Consider the following 15,786-nt stretch of genomic DNA (forward strand, 5'->3'; position numbering starts at 1 on the left):
TCGAGCGGTTCGTGGTGGTCCCCGGGCGGCGGCTACCGTCGGCCGGGTGATCCGCGACCTGACCGACGAGGAAGCCCGCCGTGCCCTGCTGCTGAAGTGGGGGGAGGTCGAGCCCGACGTGCTGCCCGCGTGGGTGGCCGAGATGGACTACGCGCTGGCGCCGCCGATCGCCGAGGCCCTGCAGCAGGCCGTGACCGACGGCATCACCGGCTACCCGCCGCTGGGCACCGGCGGCGAGCTCGGCCGGGCGTACGCCGGATGGGCGCGGCGGCAGTTCGGCGCCGAGGTCGACCCCGAGCTGGTCATCCCGACGGTCGACGTCACGGCCGGGATGCGCGTGGCTCTCGACGCGCTGTCGGAGCCGGGTCCCGTGGTGATGCCGGTGCCGGCGTACTCCCCGCAGCTCGACCTCGCCCAGGTGACCGGACGGGAGCGGGTCGACCTGCCGCTCGACCCCGACGCGCCGCGCGCCGAGCTCGACCTCGACCGCCTGGACCGGCTGTTCGCCGACGGCGCCCGCACGCTGCTGCTGACCCAGCCGCACAACCCGTGGGGCCGGGTCTTCACGCGCGCCGAGCTCGAGGGCGTCCGCGACGTGGTGGTGCGCCACGGCGCCCGGGTGGTCTCCGACGAGATCCACGCGGGGCTGGTGCTCGAGGGCGCCGAGCACGTCCCCTACCTCTCGGTCGAGGGCACCGCCGACCACGCCGTCGCGCTCGTGGCGGCCTCCAAGGCCTTCAACGTCGCCGGCCTGCGCTGCGCGCAGATCGTCAGCGGCGACCGCGCGACCTTCGAGCGGCTCGCCGGCGTGCCGATGGTGCGCAACGACTCGTGGTCCCCCCTCGGCGTCATCGCGGCCGTGGCCGCCTACACCGACGGCGACCCGTGGCTCGACGCGCTGCGCGCCCGGCTGTCCTCGCAGCGCGACCTGCTGGGCGAGCTCCTCGCCGAGCACCTGCCCCAGGCACGCATGCGCGCGCTCGAGGCGACGTACCTGGCGTGGCTCGACCTGCGCGCCTACGGCCACGACGACCCCGCGGCGGTCGCGCTCGAGCGCGGCCGCGTGCGCCTCGCCCCGGGCCACGACTACCAGCCCGGCCTGGCCGGGCACGTGCGGCTGAACGTCGCCACCTCGCCCGCCAGGTTGACGGAGATCGTTCGCCGGCTGGCCACCTCGATGGAGGCGGGAGACACCTCGCGCTCCTAGCGTCGGCGCCGTGGAGACCACGGTCATCGGCTGCGGGTACCTCGGCGCGACCCACGCCGCCTGCCTCGCAGAGCTCGGGTACGACGTCCTCGGCGTCGAGGTCGACGCCACCAAGCGGGAGCTGCTCGCGGCCGGGCGGGTGCCGTTCTACGAGCCCGGGCTGCAGGACCTGCTCGCGAAGCACGTGGCGAGCGGCCGCCTGCGGTTCACCGACTCCTTCGAGGAGGCCGCGGCCTTCGCCGACCTGCACTTCCTGTGCGTCGGCACGCCGCAGCTGGCCTCGAGCATGGGCGCCGACACCTCGCAGGTCGAGGCCGCGGTGCGCGCGCTGGCGCCGTACCTGGACGGCCCGTCGTACGTCGTCGGCAAGTCGACCGTCCCGGTCGGCACCGCGGAGCGGATGGCCACGCTGCTCGCCGAGCTCTCGCCCGTCGGCGCGGAGGCGGAGCTGGCGTGGAACCCGGAGTTCCTGCGCGAGGGCTTCGCGGTCGCGGACACGCTGGCGCCGGACCGGATCGTGCTGGGCGTGGCCACGGAGAGGGCCGAGAAGGTGCTGCGCGAGCTCTACGCGCCGCTGCTCGACGCCGGCACGCCGCTGGTCGTCACCGACTACGCCACCGCCGAGCTCGTGAAGGTCGCCGCCAACGCCTTCCTGGCCACCAAGATCTCCTTCATCAACGCGGTGGCCGAGGTCTGCGAGGCGGCCGGCGCCGACGTCGTGGACCTCGCCGACGCGATCGGCCACGACGCCCGCATCGGGCGGCGCTTCCTCAACGCCGGCATCGGCTTCGGCGGCGGCTGCCTGCCCAAGGACATCCGTGCCTTCGTGCACCGCGCCGGCGAGCTCGGCGTCGACGACGCGCTGGCCTTCCTGCGCCAGGTCGACGACGTCAACCAGCGCCAGCGGCAGCGGGTCGCCCGGATCGCCACGGCGATGCTCGGCGGCAGCGTGACCCGGTCGCGGATCTGCGTGTGGGGGGCGGCCTTCAAGCCCGACAGCGACGACGTCCGCGACTCCCCGGCCCTCTCGATCGCCGGGCGGCTGCACGTGCGCGGCGCGCACGTGACCGTCTACGACCCGCAGGCCACCGAGACCGCGCGGGCCCGCTTCCCCACGCTGGACTACGTCTCTTCCGCGGTCGACGCCGCACGCGACGCCGACCTGGTGCTGCACCTCACCGAGTGGCCGGAGTTCCGGGCCGTCGACATCGCCGAGGTCTCCGCCGTCGTACGACGACAGCAGCTGTTGGACGGCCGCAACGTGCTCGACCTGCCGTCCTGGCGCGCCGCGGGGTGGACCGCGCGCGGGCTCGGGCGCGGCTGAGCGCTGCGCGGCGACGCCTCAGCGCGGCTCGACGCGGAGCAGGTCCCCCGGCTGGCAGCCGAGGACGTCGCAGATGGCCGTGAGGGTGTTGAAGCGGACGGCGCGGGCGCGACCGTTCTTGAGCACCGAGAGGTTGACGACCGTGATGCCCACGCGGTCGGCGAGCTCGGTCAGCGTCATCCCGTGCTCGAGCAGCAACTCGTCGAGACGCACCACCACGCGGTGGTCCTGTCCTGAGGCGCTCATACGGTGGCGTCGAGCTCGTCCTGCATCGGCACCGCGCGCCGAAGCACCCGGGCGACCGACAGCACGCCCAGCGACACCACCACGAGCGACACCGAGATCCCGGGGTGGAACAGTTGTCCGGTCCAGGTCCCACCGCGCACCGCCGCCTCGACCACGACGCCCCTCCCCGCCGCGGCCACGAACGGCCACACGAGCGTCATCACCAGCAGGAACCACCCCAGCTGCCGGGTCCGCGCGGCCGTCACCTCCGTGAACAGACCCGACCGCCGGGCGCCCTCGATCACCCGTCGCACGAGCAGCAGGGAGCCGAGGACGAACACGAGCAGGCCCAGCGGCTCGAGCGCGGAGGCGGTCTTCTGCCAGCGGGTCGGCTCGGAGAGACAGATCTCCACCTCCTCCGCGTGCGCCGCGGCCACGCCGCGACGCAGGTCGCGCTGCGAGACCTCCGTCGTCGCCGGTGCCGTCTCGTTGACCACCGTCGCGCACGCCTTTCGGTCACCGATCGTGCCCACGGTGACGTTGGTGCCCTCCCCCAGCGCGAGGCTCGCGACCGCGATCAGCGCGGTGCCGGCCAGGCCGAGGAAGAGGTAGGCGAGCAGCACGGAGACCACGGTCTCGAGCGGGCCGAAGGGGTTGCGGTCCCGGCGGACCTCACGCTGCGACATGGGGCCGCTCCGTTCCTCGATGATATCGAGAAACGATATGCCATCGCCGGCGGAGTCGCCGCGGTCAGCCCTGGCCGGCCGGCTGGGCGGCGATCATCGCGGCGTACCACTCGTAGGAGCGCTTGGGGGTGCGCTGCTGGGTCTCGTAGTCGACGTGGACCAGGCCGAAGCGCTGGGTGTAGCCCTCGGACCACTCGAAGTTGTCGAGCAGCGACCAGGCGTAGTAGCCGCGCACGTCGACGCCGCGCTCGATCGCCGTCTGGACGGCCTTGAGGTGGGCGTCGAGGTAGTCGATGCGGGGCTGGTCGTCGACGACGCCGTCGGCGTCGGGGCCCATGTTGTAGGCGCAGCCGGACTCGGTGATCATGATCGGCGGCAGCGCGGCGCGGAAGCGCGCGCGGAACATGATCAGCCACTCGCGCAGGGCGTCGGGCACGACCGGCCAGCCGAAGTCGGTCGTCGGGTAGCCGAGCAGCTCGCGGAACTCGAAGGGCATCTCGGCGTCCTCGGGCGCGGCGCCGATGCGCATCGGGTTGTAGTAGTTGACGCCGTAGAAGTCGAGGGGCTGGCGGATCGTGGCCATGTCGCCGGACTGGATGACGTCCTCGAGGAGCGGCTGGAGGTCGACGGGATAGCGCCCGAGCAGCATCGGCTCGAGGTAGAGGCCGTTCCACATGGCGTCGAACAGCTTGGTCGCGCCGACGTCGGCCGGCTCGTCGCTGGCGGGCCACATGGGCGCGTGGTTGTTGGCGCAGCCGACGCTCGTGGCGCCCGCGGCGCGCAGCGCGATCGCGGCGCGACCGTGGCCGAGCAGGAGGTGGTGGGCGACCGGCAGGCTGTCGAACATCAGCGTGCGCGCGGGCGCGTGCATGCCGACGCCGTAGGCCATCATCGTGACGACGTTGGGCTCGTTGACCGGGATCCAGTGCTCGACGCGGTCGGCGTAGCGCTCGCCGACGATGGCGGCGTACTCCGCGAAGCGGTCGATCGTCGCGCGGTTGAGCCAACCGCCGTCGTCCTCGAGCGCCTGCGGCAGGTCCCAGTGGAAGAGCGTGGCCATCGGCTGCTGGCCGTGCGCCAGGAGGGTGTCGATCAGCCGGTCGTAGAAGTCCAGGCCCTTCTCGTTGGGCTTGCCCGAGCCGGTGGGCTGGATGCGGGGCCAGGCGATAGAGAAGCGGTAGCCGCCGGTGCCGAGGCCCTGCATCAGGGCGACGTCCTCCTCGTAGCGGTGGTAGTGGTCGCAGGCCACGTCGCCGGTGGAGCCGTCCTTGATGTGCCCGGGCTCGTGGGTCCAGGTGTCCCAGACGCTGGGGCCGCGGCCGTCCTCGGTCGCCGCGCCCTCGATCTGGTACGACGCGGTGCTGGTCCCGAAGCGGAAACCGGGCGGGAGCTGGGGGTACGGCTGGTCGGGCACGGCACAATCTTGCCCGTGACCGCCAACATCCGCAGGGCTTCCGCACGCTTCGCCGACCGGGCACCCGGACGGGCCACCCACCACGCCTTCTCGTTCGGCCAGCACTACGACCCCGAGCACGCCTCGTTCGGCCCGATGGTGTGCCACGACGACCACCTGCTCGGCTCGGGCCAGGGCTTCGAGCAGCACCGCCACGCCGACCTCGAGATCGTCAGCTGGGTGGTCTCCGGCGCGCTCACCCACGGCGACGAGACCGGTGGCTCGGAGACGGTCGTCGAGCCGGGCAGCGTCGCCGTGCTCTCCGCCGGCTCCGGCGTGGCGCACGCCGAGCACGCCTCGCCCGACGGGCCGACGCGGTTCGTCCAGGTGTGGCTGACCCCCGACGCGCCCGGCACGACGCCGTCGTACGACGTGGTGCCGGTGGCGCTCCCGCGCAACGAGCTGGTGGTGATGGCCGCGGGCGACGGCGCGGCTGCGGTCCCTGCGCGCGTCGGCGTCGCCGGGGCGACGTTCTCGGTGGCCCGCCTGGACGAGGGCACCGTCCTCGCGCTGCCGGACGCCCCGCTGGTGCACGTCTTCGTGGCCACCGGCGCGCTGGTCCGGTCCTCACTGGCCGAGCCGCTCTCGGCGGGTGACGCCTTGATGCTCACCGACGAGTCCGGACGCTCGGTCACCGCCGCCGTCCCCACCGAGCTGCTGGTGTGGACCTTTGCGGGATGAGCGAGGAGCCGGGGCTCATATCTCCTTCATCAGCTCGCGGAGACTGATCAGCGCGCTGCGGATGCGGGTCTTGGCGGTACCCAGCGGGATGCCGGCCCGAGCGGCCACCTCGGAGTGGCTGAGTCCCTCGAAGTAGGCCAGCTCGACCGCCTGGCGCTGCACCGGCGAGAGGCCGGCCAGCGCGAGGCGCACCCGGGCGCCGTCGAGGGAGGCGCCGACCGCGTCGTGGGTGTGGTCGTCCGAGACGGACGGCCGCACGGTCGCGCGGCGCTCGTAGACGGACTCGCGCTCGGCACGCCGCGAGGAGGACCGCACCCGGTTGACCGCCGCGCCGTGGACGGCCATCAGGATCCAGGAGATCGCGCTGCCCCGCGCGGGGTCGAAGCGCGCGGCGTGCGTCCACAGGTGCAGGTAGGCCTCCTGGGCTACCTCCTCGGCCTGGCCCCGGTCGCGCACGACGCGCAGCGCGAGGCCGAAGGCGCGGTTGATGGTCACGTCGTACACCGCCGCGAAGGCGTCCTGGTCGCCGCCGGCGGCGAGTCCGAGCATCTGCGCGCAGTCGATGCCTGGTGGCACGTCGAGGGTCATGGGGACTCAGCGCATCGAGTAGGTCGCCAGGGAGATGCCGGCGTAGTGGCTCACGAACGCCAGCACGGTGAGGCTGTGGAACACCTCGTGGAAGCCGAACCACCGCGGCCAGGGGTCGGGTCGCCGGAAGCCGTAGACCGCGGCGCCCACGGTGTAGAGGAGCCCGCCCGCGGCCAGCAGCAGGACGGTGGCGCCCCCGACGTCACCCTCGAGCCGGTGGGCACCGTCGACCAGCTCGGGCAGGAACAGGACCACGCCCCACCCGCAGGCGACGTAGACGGGCGGTGAGAGCCAGCGCGGCGCGTCTGGCCACACGAGCCTCGCGCCCACGCCGACGACCGCGCTCGACCAGACGATCAGGATCATGACGGTCGCGTCGCGACCCTCCAGCAGGAGCAGGGCGTACGCCGTGCAGGAGCCCGCGATCAGCACGAAGATGTTGCAGTGGTCCAGCCGGCGCAGCACCCGCCAGGAGCCCGGAGACCAGGTGCCGCGGTGGTAGGCGGCGGAGACCCCGAACAGCAGCAGTGCCGAGGCGGTGAAGACCGCGGACCCCGCCCGGGTGGCGTCGTCGGGCGACAGCAGCACCAGCACCACCCCGCCCACCAGGGCGAGCGGGACGGTGCCGAGGTGCAGCCAGCCCCGTAGGCGCGGCTTGACCTCCGCGAGCGTGTCGAGCACCTGGTCGACGACCTGCTCGTGCCGTGCCTGTCCCACCGGTGCGACCGCGGGGTCGCCGCCGGCGGCGGGAGGGGTGAGGCGGGAACGTCGCATGGCTCGGACTCCGACGGCGACGCGCGGGTCCGGGGGCGTGGCGGCGATGAGGGCTGGTCTCCCAGCGGATGTGGCAGGCCGGTACCCGTCGACCGCGCCGACAAACTCAGCTGTCGGCGCGCTCCAGGTCGGACAGGACCTCGCTGGCCACGTCGACCAGGCGGCGGCGCTCCTGGCGGGCGCGCGTGCGCAAGAGGTCGAAGGCCTCCGCCGTCGTGATCCCGTCCCCCTGGGCCAGCGCCCCCTTGGCCTGCTCGATCACGATGCGGCTGTTGAGCGCCCCCTGCAGCTGCTCGGTCAGGAGCTCGGCCTGGACGAGGTTGCGCTCCTGGATGATCGCGATCGTGGCGACGTCTGCCAGGGCCTGGACGACGCGGACCTCGTCGGGCTCGAAGCGGGCGTCCTGCGTCCCGAAGATGTTGAGCGCCCCGATCACCTGGGAGCGCAGCCTCATCGGGAAGGCGTGCACCGACTGGAATCCCGCCTCGAGAGCGCGCGGCGCGAACCGTGGCCAGCGGTCGGCCGCGTGGGCGAGATCGGCGTTGACGACGGGAACTCCCGTGCTCAGGGCCTCGAGGCAGGGGCCCTCATGGTTCTGGATCTGCAGGAGCTCGAGCATCTTGCCCGACTCGTTGCTCGCGGCCATGAAGCGCACCCGGCCCTGGTGGTCGGACAGCACGAGGCCCACCGCGGCAGCGCCGCTGACCGTGGCGGCCTTCTCCGTGAGGTGGTCGAGGAAGTCGACGAGGTCGAAGTCGTCGACCAGGGTGTCGGCCACGTCCACGAAGAAGTCGGACAGGTCGGGCAGAGAGATCATGGGAGAGCCTCACGTTTCGTCACGAGCCACTGTGTCATCGATTTCAGCCGGGGTCTGCCGTAGGCATCTGCCGGCCGGAGACGATCTCCGTCGCCAGGGCGCCCAGGTCCTGGCCGGTGGCCCAGGCGTGGGCCCGCATGCGAACCAGCGCCTCGGCGAGGCCGACCCCGAGGGCCACCATCACCATCCCCTGGGCCTGGTAGACGTGGGCGTGGCCGCCCAGGATGTCGCCGAGGTCCGGGGGGAGCGTGCTTCCCCCGTCGGCGGCGCGACCGTCCAGCAGGATGTCGGTCGCGATGTCGGCGAGGACCAGGGCGGTCCGCAGTCCCTCGGGGTCCAGGGGCCGGCTGCCGGCGTACAGCGTGAGCACCCCGAAGATGCTGGCGCCGACGTGCAGCGGTAGCGCGTAGGCCGCTGCGGCGCCGGCTCGCACCGCCACCGGCGCCCAACCCGGCCATCGGGGGAGGCCGGCGAGAGTCAGGTCCGCGACGAGCACCGGTCGGCGCGAGGTGAAGGCGTCCCGGGTGGGTCCCTCCCCCACTCCGAACTGCGCCTCCTCCAGCTCTCGCGTCGTGGCCGAGGACGCGGCCGCGACCGTGTGGGAGCCGACGCTCGGCACCAGGGTGATCGCCGCCCCGGTCAGGGGAAGCTGCTGGCAGGCGACCGCGCACAGAGAGTCGAGGGTGGCCACCATCCCGGCCTCGCCCGGACGTCGTCGAGCGAGCGCAGCGTCGACGCGTCGACGGATGGAGGCGGCGTCTGCCACGGGACCTGGCTCTCGGAGGGCGGCTCGGAACTGCGCCGTCAGGGTCCGGGGCGACGATGGAACGTCCCAGCACCGTAGCCCTTCAGCGGCGCAAGGGGTAGCCTGGGCGGACCTTGTCGTCCCGGACCCCGACGGCCTCAGCTGTCGATGCCGTTCGGGAAGGCAAGACCCATGACGTCAAGCACTCACGCTCAGGTTGATCCGGCTCTCGAGCCGCGAACGACGCCGGCCCCGCACCGTCAGGCCTCGGCCGCGTTCCTCGTGACGCTGTCCGGCACGGGCAGCGTCCACGTCGTCGACCTGGCGACCCATCCGTGTGGTCAGCTCGTGGCGCACGACCCACCCGACCTCCAGGGGGTGGACGAGGCCCGTCTGACCATCCTGGCGGCCGACCTCCTGCGGCACCTGGGCGTCCTCCCGGACGACGGTGTCGAGGACAACCTGTCGGATCGTGAGCGGCAGGTGCTGACGCTCGTCGCCGAGGGCTACCGCAACCGGGAGATCGCCGGTCGGCTGTATCTCAGCCCCAACTCGGTCAAGACCTACATCAGGACCGCCTACCGCAAGATGGGCGTGACGCACCGGACCCAGGCCGTCAGGTGGTGTCTCGCGCGCGGCTACGGCGAGCAACCGATACTGGGGTCGGCCGAGACGACGACGAGGCACGCGAGTTGAGGTAGCGCTGCTCGGGGATGCTGGTGGCCAGGGCGGCAGCGGTGGCATAGGCCAGCGCGGCCTCCTCGCGACGGCCGGCCATCTCCAGCAGGTGTGCGCGGACGGCGGGCAGCCGGTGGTGGCGTCGCATCGACCGGTCCTCGAGCAGCGGGTCGGTGAGCGCGAGACCGGCCAGCGGACCCTCGCTCATGCCCACCGCGACCGCGCGGCTCAGCGTGACGGCGGGGCTGGGGGCGACCCGGTCCAGCATCGCGTACAGGACCGCGACCTGCTGCCAGTCGGTGTCCGCGGCGCTCGCGGCGTCGGCGTGGACGGCCGCGATCGACGCCTCCAGCTGGAAGCGCCCGACCCGCCCCCGCGGCAGCGCCTCCTCCAGCAGCGCCACCCCCTCGGCGATCCGCTCACGGTCCCAGAGGGCCCGGTCCTGGTCGGCCAGCCGCACCAGGTCGCCGGAGGCGTCCGTGCGCGCCGGGGTGCGCGCGGTCGTCAGCAGCGCCAGCGCGAGCAGCCCGGCCGTCTCGTCGTCCTCGGGTACCCGCTCGCGCAGCAGCCGGCACAGCCGCACCGCCTCGTCGGTGAGCGAGACGTCGACGAGCCGGTCGCCGCCGCTGGCGGCGTACCCCTCGTTGAGGACGAGGTAGAGCACGTGCCGTACGGCGGACAGCCGCGCCGTGCGCTCGGCGGCCGCCACCTCGCCGAAGCGGGCGCCGGCCTCGCGCAGCGTCGCCTTCGCGCGGCTGACCGCTGGCCCATCGTCGGGGCCGGGACCAGGAAGCCGGCCGCGACCTGCTCGGTCGTGAGGCCGCCGACCGCGCGGAGGGCGAGCGCCACCTGGGAGGCGGCGGACAGCGCGGGGTGGGCGCACAGCAGGAGCAGGTCGAGCGTCGCGTCGACGTCCTCCACCTCGCCCGCGCCGACGGCCGCGGCCGCGACCCGGAGCTCCCGGTCGGCGCGCGCGCTCTCGCTGCGCCACCGGTCGACGAGGCGGCGCGAGGCCACCCGCAGCAGCCAGCCGCGCGGCTGCGCGGGCACGCCCTCGCGCTGCCACTGCACGGTCGCGTCGACCATCGCCTCCTGCAGCGCGTCCTCGCAGGCGTCGAAGTCGCCGTGGCGGCGTACCAGCGCGCCCAGGACGTGCGGCGCCTCCCGGCGCCACACCTCCTCGACAGGGCTGGTCACCGGCTCAGTCGTCGCCGCCGGGCCACATCGCCGGCCGGAGCTCGACGGTGTCGCCGGGGCTGGCGAACTGCCGGGCGACCTGCTCGGCGCGCTCGCGGTCGGCCACGTCGATGAGGAAGAACCCCGCGAGGTGCTCCTTGAGCTCGGAGTACGGGCCGTCGGTGACCAGCACCTCGGCCGCCTCCTCGCGGTAGAGCGTCGCGGTGCCTGGGTCGCCCAGCGCCTCGCCGCCGACCAGCTCGCCGTTGCCCTGGAGCTCGGTCAGCAGCTCCTCGAACGCCGCGTCCCTGCGGGCGCGCTCCGCGGCGGGGAGCGCCTGGTAGGCGGCGACGTGCGCGCCGGTCGGGTGGCCCCAGGGCTCGGGGTTGGAGTGGATCAGGACGACGTACTTCATGGGGGCTCCTCCGGTGTCGGTCACCTGGGTGACATGGTGCCGTGCGGCACCTCGGTGGTACGTCGGAGCCGACCCGGCCGTTTCGACATCGGACCGTCGGGCCGGAGGTTCTGGGCCTCTCGGCGACGTTCTGGGGCGGCGCAACGGCCCAGAAGCTCGCCGGTCCCAGCAGATGCTGGTACGGGCCGCGCGCCGACCTGTCGTCGCGTCGCGGACGGGAGGTTCTGGGCATTTCCCCGCGCTTCCGGGCCAGAATTCCGGCCCAGAACGTCAGGGTTTTCAGCAGATGCTGAAAAACCTGCCTCAGCAGACGACCGCCAGCGCGCCGGGGAGGACCTCGACGCAGGCGGGCAGGGCGGAGAGACCGGGGAGGGCGCCGAGGGGCTCGCCGTCACCGCCGACGGGCACGGTTCCGCGGCGACCGTCGGCGGCGACCTCGACGCGGCGACCGGTCAGGACGGTGACCTCGGCCAGCGCGACGTGGCGGCCGTCGTAGACCTTCGGGAGGGAGCGCATCAGCGCGAGCCTGCCGGCCGCCTCGATCACCACCACGTCCAGGAGGCCGTCGTCGACGACCGCGGAGGGCGCGATGTGCATGCCCTTGCCGTAGTAGCCGGAGTTGGCCACGACCACGCAGGCCGCGGAGTACTCCCGGGTCACGCCGTCGACGCTCACGCGGCAGCGCGCCGGCTGGTACGTCGCCAGCGCGCGGAGCGCCGCGTAGGGGTACTGCAGCGCCGAGGGCAGCCGGTGCGAGCGGTCCACGATCTCGGCGGCGCACGCGTCGACGCCGGAGTAGACGGACCCGGCGACCCGGCGCGCGGGCGAGCCCGGCAGCGAGAGCGACAGCAGGTCGACCCGACGCACGACGCCCTCGAGCAGCAGCCTGGCCTGCGCGGCGGGGTCGTCGGGCACGCCGAGCATCCGCGCGAAGTCGTTGCCGCGGCCCGCGGGCAGCAGGCCGAGGGTGCCGCCGCGCACGGAGACCGCGCCGGCGAGGGAGGAGAGCATGCCGTCGCCGCCCACGGAGACGACGACGTCGCCGCGCGCGACCGCGGCGTCCACCAGCGCGTCCATGGCCTCGGGTCCGGGCGAGTAGGTGACGTCCACGGTCGCGCCCGCGTGGCGCAGCTGCTGGGCCACCGGCACGACCGCCTCGGGCGCCGCACCGCCACCGGAGGCGGGGTTGACCAGGAACGAGAAGGACCGGGAGGTCACGGGATGAGCACCCCCGGGTTGAGCACGCCGGTCGGGTCGAGGTCGGCCTTGACCGCGCGCAGCACCGAGGCGCCGAGCGCGCCGATCTCGCGCGTCAGCCACGGCCGGTGGTCGGTGCCGACCGCGTGGTGGTGGGTGATCGTCGCGCCGGCCGCGACCATCGCGTCGCTGGCGGCGACCTTCGCCGCGTGCCACTGCGCGAGCGGGTCGTCGCCGAGCTTGGTCGCCACGGTGAAGTAGAGCGAGCAGCCGGTCTCGTAGACGTGCGAGACGTGGCACAGCACCAGCGCCCCGTCGCTCAGCGTGGTCTCGAGCGCGGTCTTCACGTCGGCGTAGAGGCGCTCGCGGTTGGACCAGAACGTCGCGGTCTCCAGGGTCTCCACCAGGACTCCGACGTCGAGCAGCGAGTCGCGCAGGTACGGCGCACCGAAGCGGCCGTGGGCCCAGGCGCGGCCCGGCTCCTCGCCCAGACCCGTCCCGCCGAGCCCCTCCAGCACCGAGGTCACGGCAGCCCGCTTCGCGGCGTTGACCGCCGGCTCCCCCTCGTAGCCGGTGATCATCAGGCAGCCGCCCGACGAGGCGCCGCCGATCTCGTCGGGGCGGGCGAGGTTGATCGCGGTCTCGGCCTCGTCGGAGAGGCGGATCACGGTCGGCAGGAGCCCGCTCTGCGCCAGCGTGCGCATCGCGTCGGCCCCGGCCTCGAACGACGGCCAGTGCCAGCCCTCGTAGACCTTCTCGGCCGGGAGCCGGCGCACCCGCACGGTGACCGAGGTGATCACGCCGAACGCACCCTCCGAGCCGAGCACCAGCTGGCGCAGGTCGGGCCCGGCGGCGTTGGCCGGGGCCCTGCCCAGCACCAGCTCGCCGCGCGGTGTGGCCACCCGGAGCCCGACGACCAGCGCGTCGAACCGGCCGTAGCCGGCGCTCGACTGGCCGCTGGAGCGGGTGGCGGCGAACCCGCCGATCGTCGCGTACTCGAACGACTGCGGGTAGTGCCCCAGCGTCAGGCCCTCCTCCGCGAGCAGCGACTCCGCCTCGGGTCCGCGCAGCCCCGGCTCGAGCACGGCGGTCATGGAGACGTGGTCGACCACCAGCAGCCGCTTCATCCGCACCAGGTCCAGCGACACCAGGCCGGCGTAGCCCTCACGGCGCGCCACGAGCCCGCCGGTGACCGACGTGCCGCCGCCGAACGGGACCACCGCGAGGTGGTGCTCGACGGCCAGGGCCAGGACCGCCGCCACCTGCTCGTGCCCGTCGGGGCGGACGACGACGTCGGGGGCGTCGCCCAGGTCGCCGCTGCGGGCGCGCAGGAGGTCGGGGGTCGACTTGCCGCGGGTGCGCAGCCGCCGGGTCGCGTCGTCGGTGAGCACGTGCTCCTCGCCGACGACGGCGCGCAGGCCGTCCAGCAGGTCCGCCGAGAGCGCGGCGGTCGGCACGGCGACGGAGGTGGCGGCCGGTCGCTCGTCGATCCCGAAGGCCATCTCGATGAGCCCGCGCGCGGCCTCCGGCAGCGCGGTGGCGGCCTCGGGGTCGCCCCAGCGCTGGGGATGCATCTCGGACTGCACGAATCGGGTCATGTGTTACAGTGTGACACATGACGTCACTTCGTAACAACCCCTCGGACGGACCGAGGGACGCCTACCTGGACGCCGCCCGCGCGTGCATCCTGGACGTCGGCTGGCGGCGCACGACGCTCACCGAGGTCGCCCGTCGGGCCGGCGTCTCGCGGATGACGATCTACCGCAGCTGGTCGGACATGCAGACCCTCCTGGGCGACCTGATGACCCGGGAGTGGACCGGCGTGGTGCAGACGGCGCTCGCCGCCCAGGACCCCGCGCAGCCGGCGGTGGCGCGCCTGGTCGACGGGATCGTGGGCACGGTGCGGGTGCTGCGCGACAACGAGCTGTTCGTGCGGATCATCGAGCTCGACCCCGAGCTGATCCTCCCCTACGTCCTGTCCCGGCGCGGCCGCTCGCAGGACCTGATCCTCGCGCTCACCGACCAGGCGATCCGCGACGCCCAGGCCGCCGGCGAAGTGCGGGCGGGCAGCTCCGTGGCCATCGCCCGTGGCCTGCTCCTCGCCGCCCACGGCTTCGTGCTGTCCGCGCACACGATGGTCGACGACGCCGTCTCCGAGGCCGAGCTGGACGCCGAGCTCACCACCCTGCTGACCCGGACCCTCGTGCCGTGAGCGACCCGGTCGCCACCCGGATCACGCCCGGCCTCGACGGCGCCCCGACCGACGTCGACCTGGTCGTCATCGGGCTGGGCATCACCGGGGTCGGCGTCGCTCTGGACGCCGTGACCCGCGGCCTGTCGGTGCTGGCCGTCGATGCCCACGACCTCGCCTTCGGCACCTCGCGGTGGTCCTCGAAGATGGTCCACGGCGGCCTGCGCTACCTCGCCCAGGGCCAGGTCGGCGTCGCGCGCGAGAGCGCCGTGGAGCGCGGCATCCTCATGGAGGTCACCGCCCCGCACCTGACCCACGCGATGCCGATGGTGGTGCCGCTCAGCTCGTCGGTCTCACGCGTGCAGGAGCGCCTGACCCACGCGGGCCTGCTCGCGGGCGACGGCCTGCGTCGCAGCGCCGGCACCGACGAGGAGACGCTCCCGCGGCCGCGCCGGCTCACCACCACCGAGCTGATGGCGATGGCGCCGCCCCTGCGCTCCGCCGGCCTCCGCGGCGGCCTGCTGTCCTGGGACGGCCGGCTCGAGGACGACGCGCGCCTGGTCACGACGATCGCCCGCACCGCCGCGTCGTACGGCGCGCACGTGCGCACCCGCGCCCGCGTGCTCGGCGCCACCGGCACCTCGGTCGAGCTGCGCGACGAGCTCAGCGGCGCGACCCACTCGGTCACCGCGCGCGCCGTGGTCAACGCGACCGGCGTCTGGGCCGGCGAGCTGGTCGACGAGGTGAGCCTGCGGCCCAGCCGCGGCACCCACCTGGTGCTGCGCCAGGAGACGCTGCCCGGCCTCGCGGTGTCGGTCTTCGCGCCGATCCCCGGGTCGACGAGCCGCTTCGTGCTGGTGCTCCCCCAGCCGGACGGCACGATCTACGTCGGGCTGACCGACGAGGCCGCCGACGGCCCGGTGCCCGACGTGCCGGAGCCGACGGAGCCCGAGATCGGCTTCCTGCTCGACGTGGTCTCGGCCGCGTTCGAGCGCCAGCTGCGGCGCGAGGACGTCGTCGGCGCGTACGCCGGGCTGCGCCCGCTGCTCGACACTCCCTCCGACGACCCGGACGGGGCCGCCACGACCGCGGACCTGTCGCGGCGCCACGCCGTGCTGACCAGCCGCACGGGCGTCGTCACCGTCGTCGGCGGCAAGCTCACGACGTACCGGCAGATGGCGCAGGACGCCGTGGACGCGGCCGTCGCCGGCTCGGGGCTGTCCGCCGGCCCGTGTCGCACCCGCGACCTGCCGATCCTCGGCGCCGCGACCCGCCCGGCGCTGGCGGCCCTCGAGCAGCCCGCGCGGCTCGTGCGCCGCTACGGCACCGACGCCGAGCTGGTGCTCGAGAGCGCGCGCCGGGTCACGGGCCTCTCCGCCGAGGAGCTCCTCGCGCCGGTCGCCCCGACCGTCCCGGTCACGCTGGCCGAGCTGGTCTTCGGCGTGACCCACGAGGGCGCCGCCGACGTCGACGACCTCCTCGACCGCCGCACCCGCGTGGGCCTGGTCCCCGCCGACCGGCCCCTCGCCGTACCCGCCGCGGAGCGCGCCCTCACCCTCGCCGGGCGGCCGGTCCGCCACGGGTAGCACGGCACCGATGAGTTCGGGCGTCGACGCCGGTCTCCAGAGG

17 protein-coding genes and 1 pseudogene are annotated in these 15,786 nt (G+C 74.0%); 6 read left to right on the top strand and 12 right to left on the bottom strand.

The genetic code is table 11. From position 1 onward, the window contains the following. Positions 1-46: 46 nt before the first annotated feature. Both IRQ30_RS08755 and IRQ30_RS08760 read left to right on the top strand, forming a co-directional pair. Positions 47-1,207, top strand: coding sequence for an aminotransferase class I/II-fold pyridoxal phosphate-dependent enzyme (locus IRQ30_RS08755; protein WP_193612542.1), 1,161 nt, complete (start codon positions 47-49; stop codon positions 1,205-1,207). Between the two features lie 10 nt (positions 1,208-1,217). Next, positions 1,218-2,531, top strand: a complete 1,314-nt coding sequence (locus tag IRQ30_RS08760; protein WP_193612543.1) for a nucleotide sugar dehydrogenase — start codon at positions 1,218-1,220, stop codon at positions 2,529-2,531. Positions 2,532-2,549: 18 nt separating this feature from the next. Here IRQ30_RS08760 and IRQ30_RS08765 read toward each other — a convergent pair whose 3' ends face one another. The 3 genes from IRQ30_RS08765 to IRQ30_RS08775 all read right to left on the bottom strand — a co-directional run bounded on the left by IRQ30_RS08765 (position 2,550) and on the right by IRQ30_RS08775 (position 4,856). Continuing rightward, positions 2,550-2,777 (bottom strand): helix-turn-helix domain-containing protein, encoded by a 228-nt coding sequence (locus tag IRQ30_RS08765; protein WP_193612544.1) that lies wholly within the window; start codon positions 2,775-2,777, stop codon positions 2,550-2,552. Then, on the bottom strand, positions 2,774-3,442 hold the full coding sequence (locus IRQ30_RS08770; protein ID WP_193612545.1) for a DUF2975 domain-containing protein: 669 nt from the start codon (positions 3,440-3,442) through the stop codon (positions 2,774-2,776). The genes IRQ30_RS08765 and IRQ30_RS08770 overlap by 4 nt, the downstream gene beginning before the upstream one ends. 64 nt (positions 3,443-3,506) lie before the next feature. Beyond that, positions 3,507-4,856, bottom strand: a complete 1,350-nt coding sequence (locus IRQ30_RS08775) for a GH1 family beta-glucosidase (protein ID WP_193612546.1) — start codon at positions 4,854-4,856, stop codon at positions 3,507-3,509. 15 nt (positions 4,857-4,871) lie between these two features. Here IRQ30_RS08775 and IRQ30_RS08780 point away from each other — a divergent pair, with 15 nt between their 5' ends. Then, positions 4,872-5,576: a pirin family protein gene (locus IRQ30_RS08780; protein WP_193612547.1), complete on the top strand. Its 705-nt coding sequence runs from the start codon at positions 4,872-4,874 to the stop codon at positions 5,574-5,576. 15 nt (positions 5,577-5,591) lie between these two features. Here IRQ30_RS08780 and IRQ30_RS08785 read toward each other — a convergent pair whose 3' ends face one another. The 4 genes from IRQ30_RS08785 to IRQ30_RS08800 all read right to left on the bottom strand — a co-directional run bounded on the left by IRQ30_RS08785 (position 5,592) and on the right by IRQ30_RS08800 (position 8,521). Next, the gene (locus IRQ30_RS08785) at positions 5,592-6,164 is read right to left on the bottom strand and encodes a sigma-70 family RNA polymerase sigma factor (protein ID WP_193612548.1); all 573 of its coding nucleotides are present in this window, start codon (positions 6,162-6,164) and stop codon (positions 5,592-5,594) included. Positions 6,165-6,170: 6 nt separating this feature from the next. Then, positions 6,171-6,938 (bottom strand): PAQR family membrane homeostasis protein TrhA, encoded by a 768-nt coding sequence (gene trhA / locus IRQ30_RS08790; protein ID WP_193612549.1) that lies wholly within the window; start codon positions 6,936-6,938, stop codon positions 6,171-6,173. 106 nt (positions 6,939-7,044) lie between these two features. After that, positions 7,045-7,755, bottom strand: a complete 711-nt coding sequence (locus IRQ30_RS08795; protein ID WP_193612550.1) for a GAF and ANTAR domain-containing protein — start codon at positions 7,753-7,755, stop codon at positions 7,045-7,047. 43 nt (positions 7,756-7,798) lie between these two features. After that, positions 7,799-8,521, bottom strand: coding sequence for a GAF domain-containing protein (locus IRQ30_RS08800; RefSeq protein WP_193612551.1), 723 nt, complete (start codon positions 8,519-8,521; stop codon positions 7,799-7,801). Between the two features lie 171 nt (positions 8,522-8,692). On the opposite strand from IRQ30_RS08800, the gene IRQ30_RS08805 reads away from it, so the two are divergent. Beyond that, on the top strand, positions 8,693-9,196 hold the full coding sequence (locus IRQ30_RS08805) for a helix-turn-helix transcriptional regulator (protein WP_227467263.1): 504 nt from the start codon (positions 8,693-8,695) through the stop codon (positions 9,194-9,196). On the opposite strand, the gene IRQ30_RS24155 is transcribed toward IRQ30_RS08805, so the two are convergent. The 5 genes and pseudogenes from IRQ30_RS24155 to IRQ30_RS08825 form a co-directional block, all read right to left on the bottom strand. Further along, the gene (locus tag IRQ30_RS24155; protein WP_338089632.1) at positions 9,117-9,887 is read right to left on the bottom strand and encodes a DUF6596 domain-containing protein; all 771 of its coding nucleotides are present in this window, start codon (positions 9,885-9,887) and stop codon (positions 9,117-9,119) included. The two genes, IRQ30_RS08805 and IRQ30_RS24155, sit on opposite strands and share 80 nt — an antisense overlap. Positions 9,888-10,213: 326 nt before the next feature. After that, positions 10,214-10,375 (bottom strand): annotated as a pseudogene (locus IRQ30_RS24160) (RNA polymerase sigma factor); the annotation flags it as partial. 4 nt (positions 10,376-10,379) lie between these two features. After that, entirely contained in the window at positions 10,380-10,769 is a 390-nt protein-coding gene (locus IRQ30_RS08815; RefSeq protein WP_193612553.1) for a YciI family protein, read from the bottom strand. 303 nt (positions 10,770-11,072) lie between these two features. After that, complete coding sequence (locus tag IRQ30_RS08820) at positions 11,073-11,987, bottom strand: diacylglycerol kinase family protein (RefSeq protein WP_193612554.1); 915 nt, start codon at positions 11,985-11,987, stop codon at positions 11,073-11,075. Then, the gene (locus IRQ30_RS08825) at positions 11,984-13,564 is read right to left on the bottom strand and encodes an FAD-binding oxidoreductase (protein ID WP_227467264.1); all 1,581 of its coding nucleotides are present in this window, start codon (positions 13,562-13,564) and stop codon (positions 11,984-11,986) included. Before IRQ30_RS08825 ends, IRQ30_RS08820 begins: the two co-directional genes overlap by 4 nt. Before the next feature lie 17 nt (positions 13,565-13,581). Between IRQ30_RS08825 and IRQ30_RS08830 the strand changes: the two genes are divergently transcribed. Continuing rightward, a complete protein-coding gene (locus tag IRQ30_RS08830; RefSeq protein WP_193612555.1) occupies positions 13,582-14,178 on the top strand; it encodes a TetR/AcrR family transcriptional regulator in 597 nt (198 codons plus the stop codon). Continuing rightward, positions 14,175-15,743, top strand: coding sequence for an FAD-dependent oxidoreductase (locus IRQ30_RS08835; RefSeq protein ID WP_193612556.1), 1,569 nt, complete (start codon positions 14,175-14,177; stop codon positions 15,741-15,743). The genes IRQ30_RS08830 and IRQ30_RS08835 overlap by 4 nt, the downstream gene beginning before the upstream one ends. Positions 15,744-15,786 lie beyond the last annotated feature (43 nt).

Origin of the sequence: Nocardioides lijunqiniae (assembly GCF_015024225.1) — a bacterium.
Classification (GTDB): Bacteria; Actinomycetota; Actinomycetes; order Propionibacteriales; family Nocardioidaceae; genus Nocardioides; species Nocardioides lijunqiniae.

Excerpts from the sequence above, each read along its gene's own strand:
- trhA (WP_193612549.1), bottom strand. The coding sequence starts at position 6,938 with ATGCGACGTTCCCGCCTCACCCCTCCCGCCGCCGGCGGCGACCCCGCG.
- IRQ30_RS08830 (WP_193612555.1), top strand. The coding sequence starts at position 13,582 with ATGACGTCACTTCGTAACAACCCCTCGGACGGACCGAGGGACGCCTAC.
- IRQ30_RS08815 (WP_193612553.1), bottom strand. The coding sequence starts at position 10,769 with ATGAAGTACGTCGTCCTGATCCACTCCAACCCCGAGCCCTGGGGCCAC.
- IRQ30_RS08770 (WP_193612545.1), bottom strand. The coding sequence starts at position 3,442 with ATGTCGCAGCGTGAGGTCCGCCGGGACCGCAACCCCTTCGGCCCGCTC.
- IRQ30_RS08785 (WP_193612548.1), bottom strand. The coding sequence starts at position 6,164 with ATGACCCTCGACGTGCCACCAGGCATCGACTGCGCGCAGATGCTCGGA.
- IRQ30_RS08765 (WP_193612544.1), bottom strand. The coding sequence starts at position 2,777 with ATGAGCGCCTCAGGACAGGACCACCGCGTGGTGGTGCGTCTCGACGAG.
- IRQ30_RS08825 (WP_227467264.1), bottom strand. The coding sequence starts at position 13,564 with ATGACCCGATTCGTGCAGTCCGAGATGCATCCCCAGCGCTGGGGCGAC.
- IRQ30_RS08795 (WP_193612550.1), bottom strand. The coding sequence starts at position 7,755 with ATGATCTCTCTGCCCGACCTGTCCGACTTCTTCGTGGACGTGGCCGAC.
- IRQ30_RS08805 (WP_227467263.1), top strand. The coding sequence starts at position 8,693 with ATGACGTCAAGCACTCACGCTCAGGTTGATCCGGCTCTCGAGCCGCGA.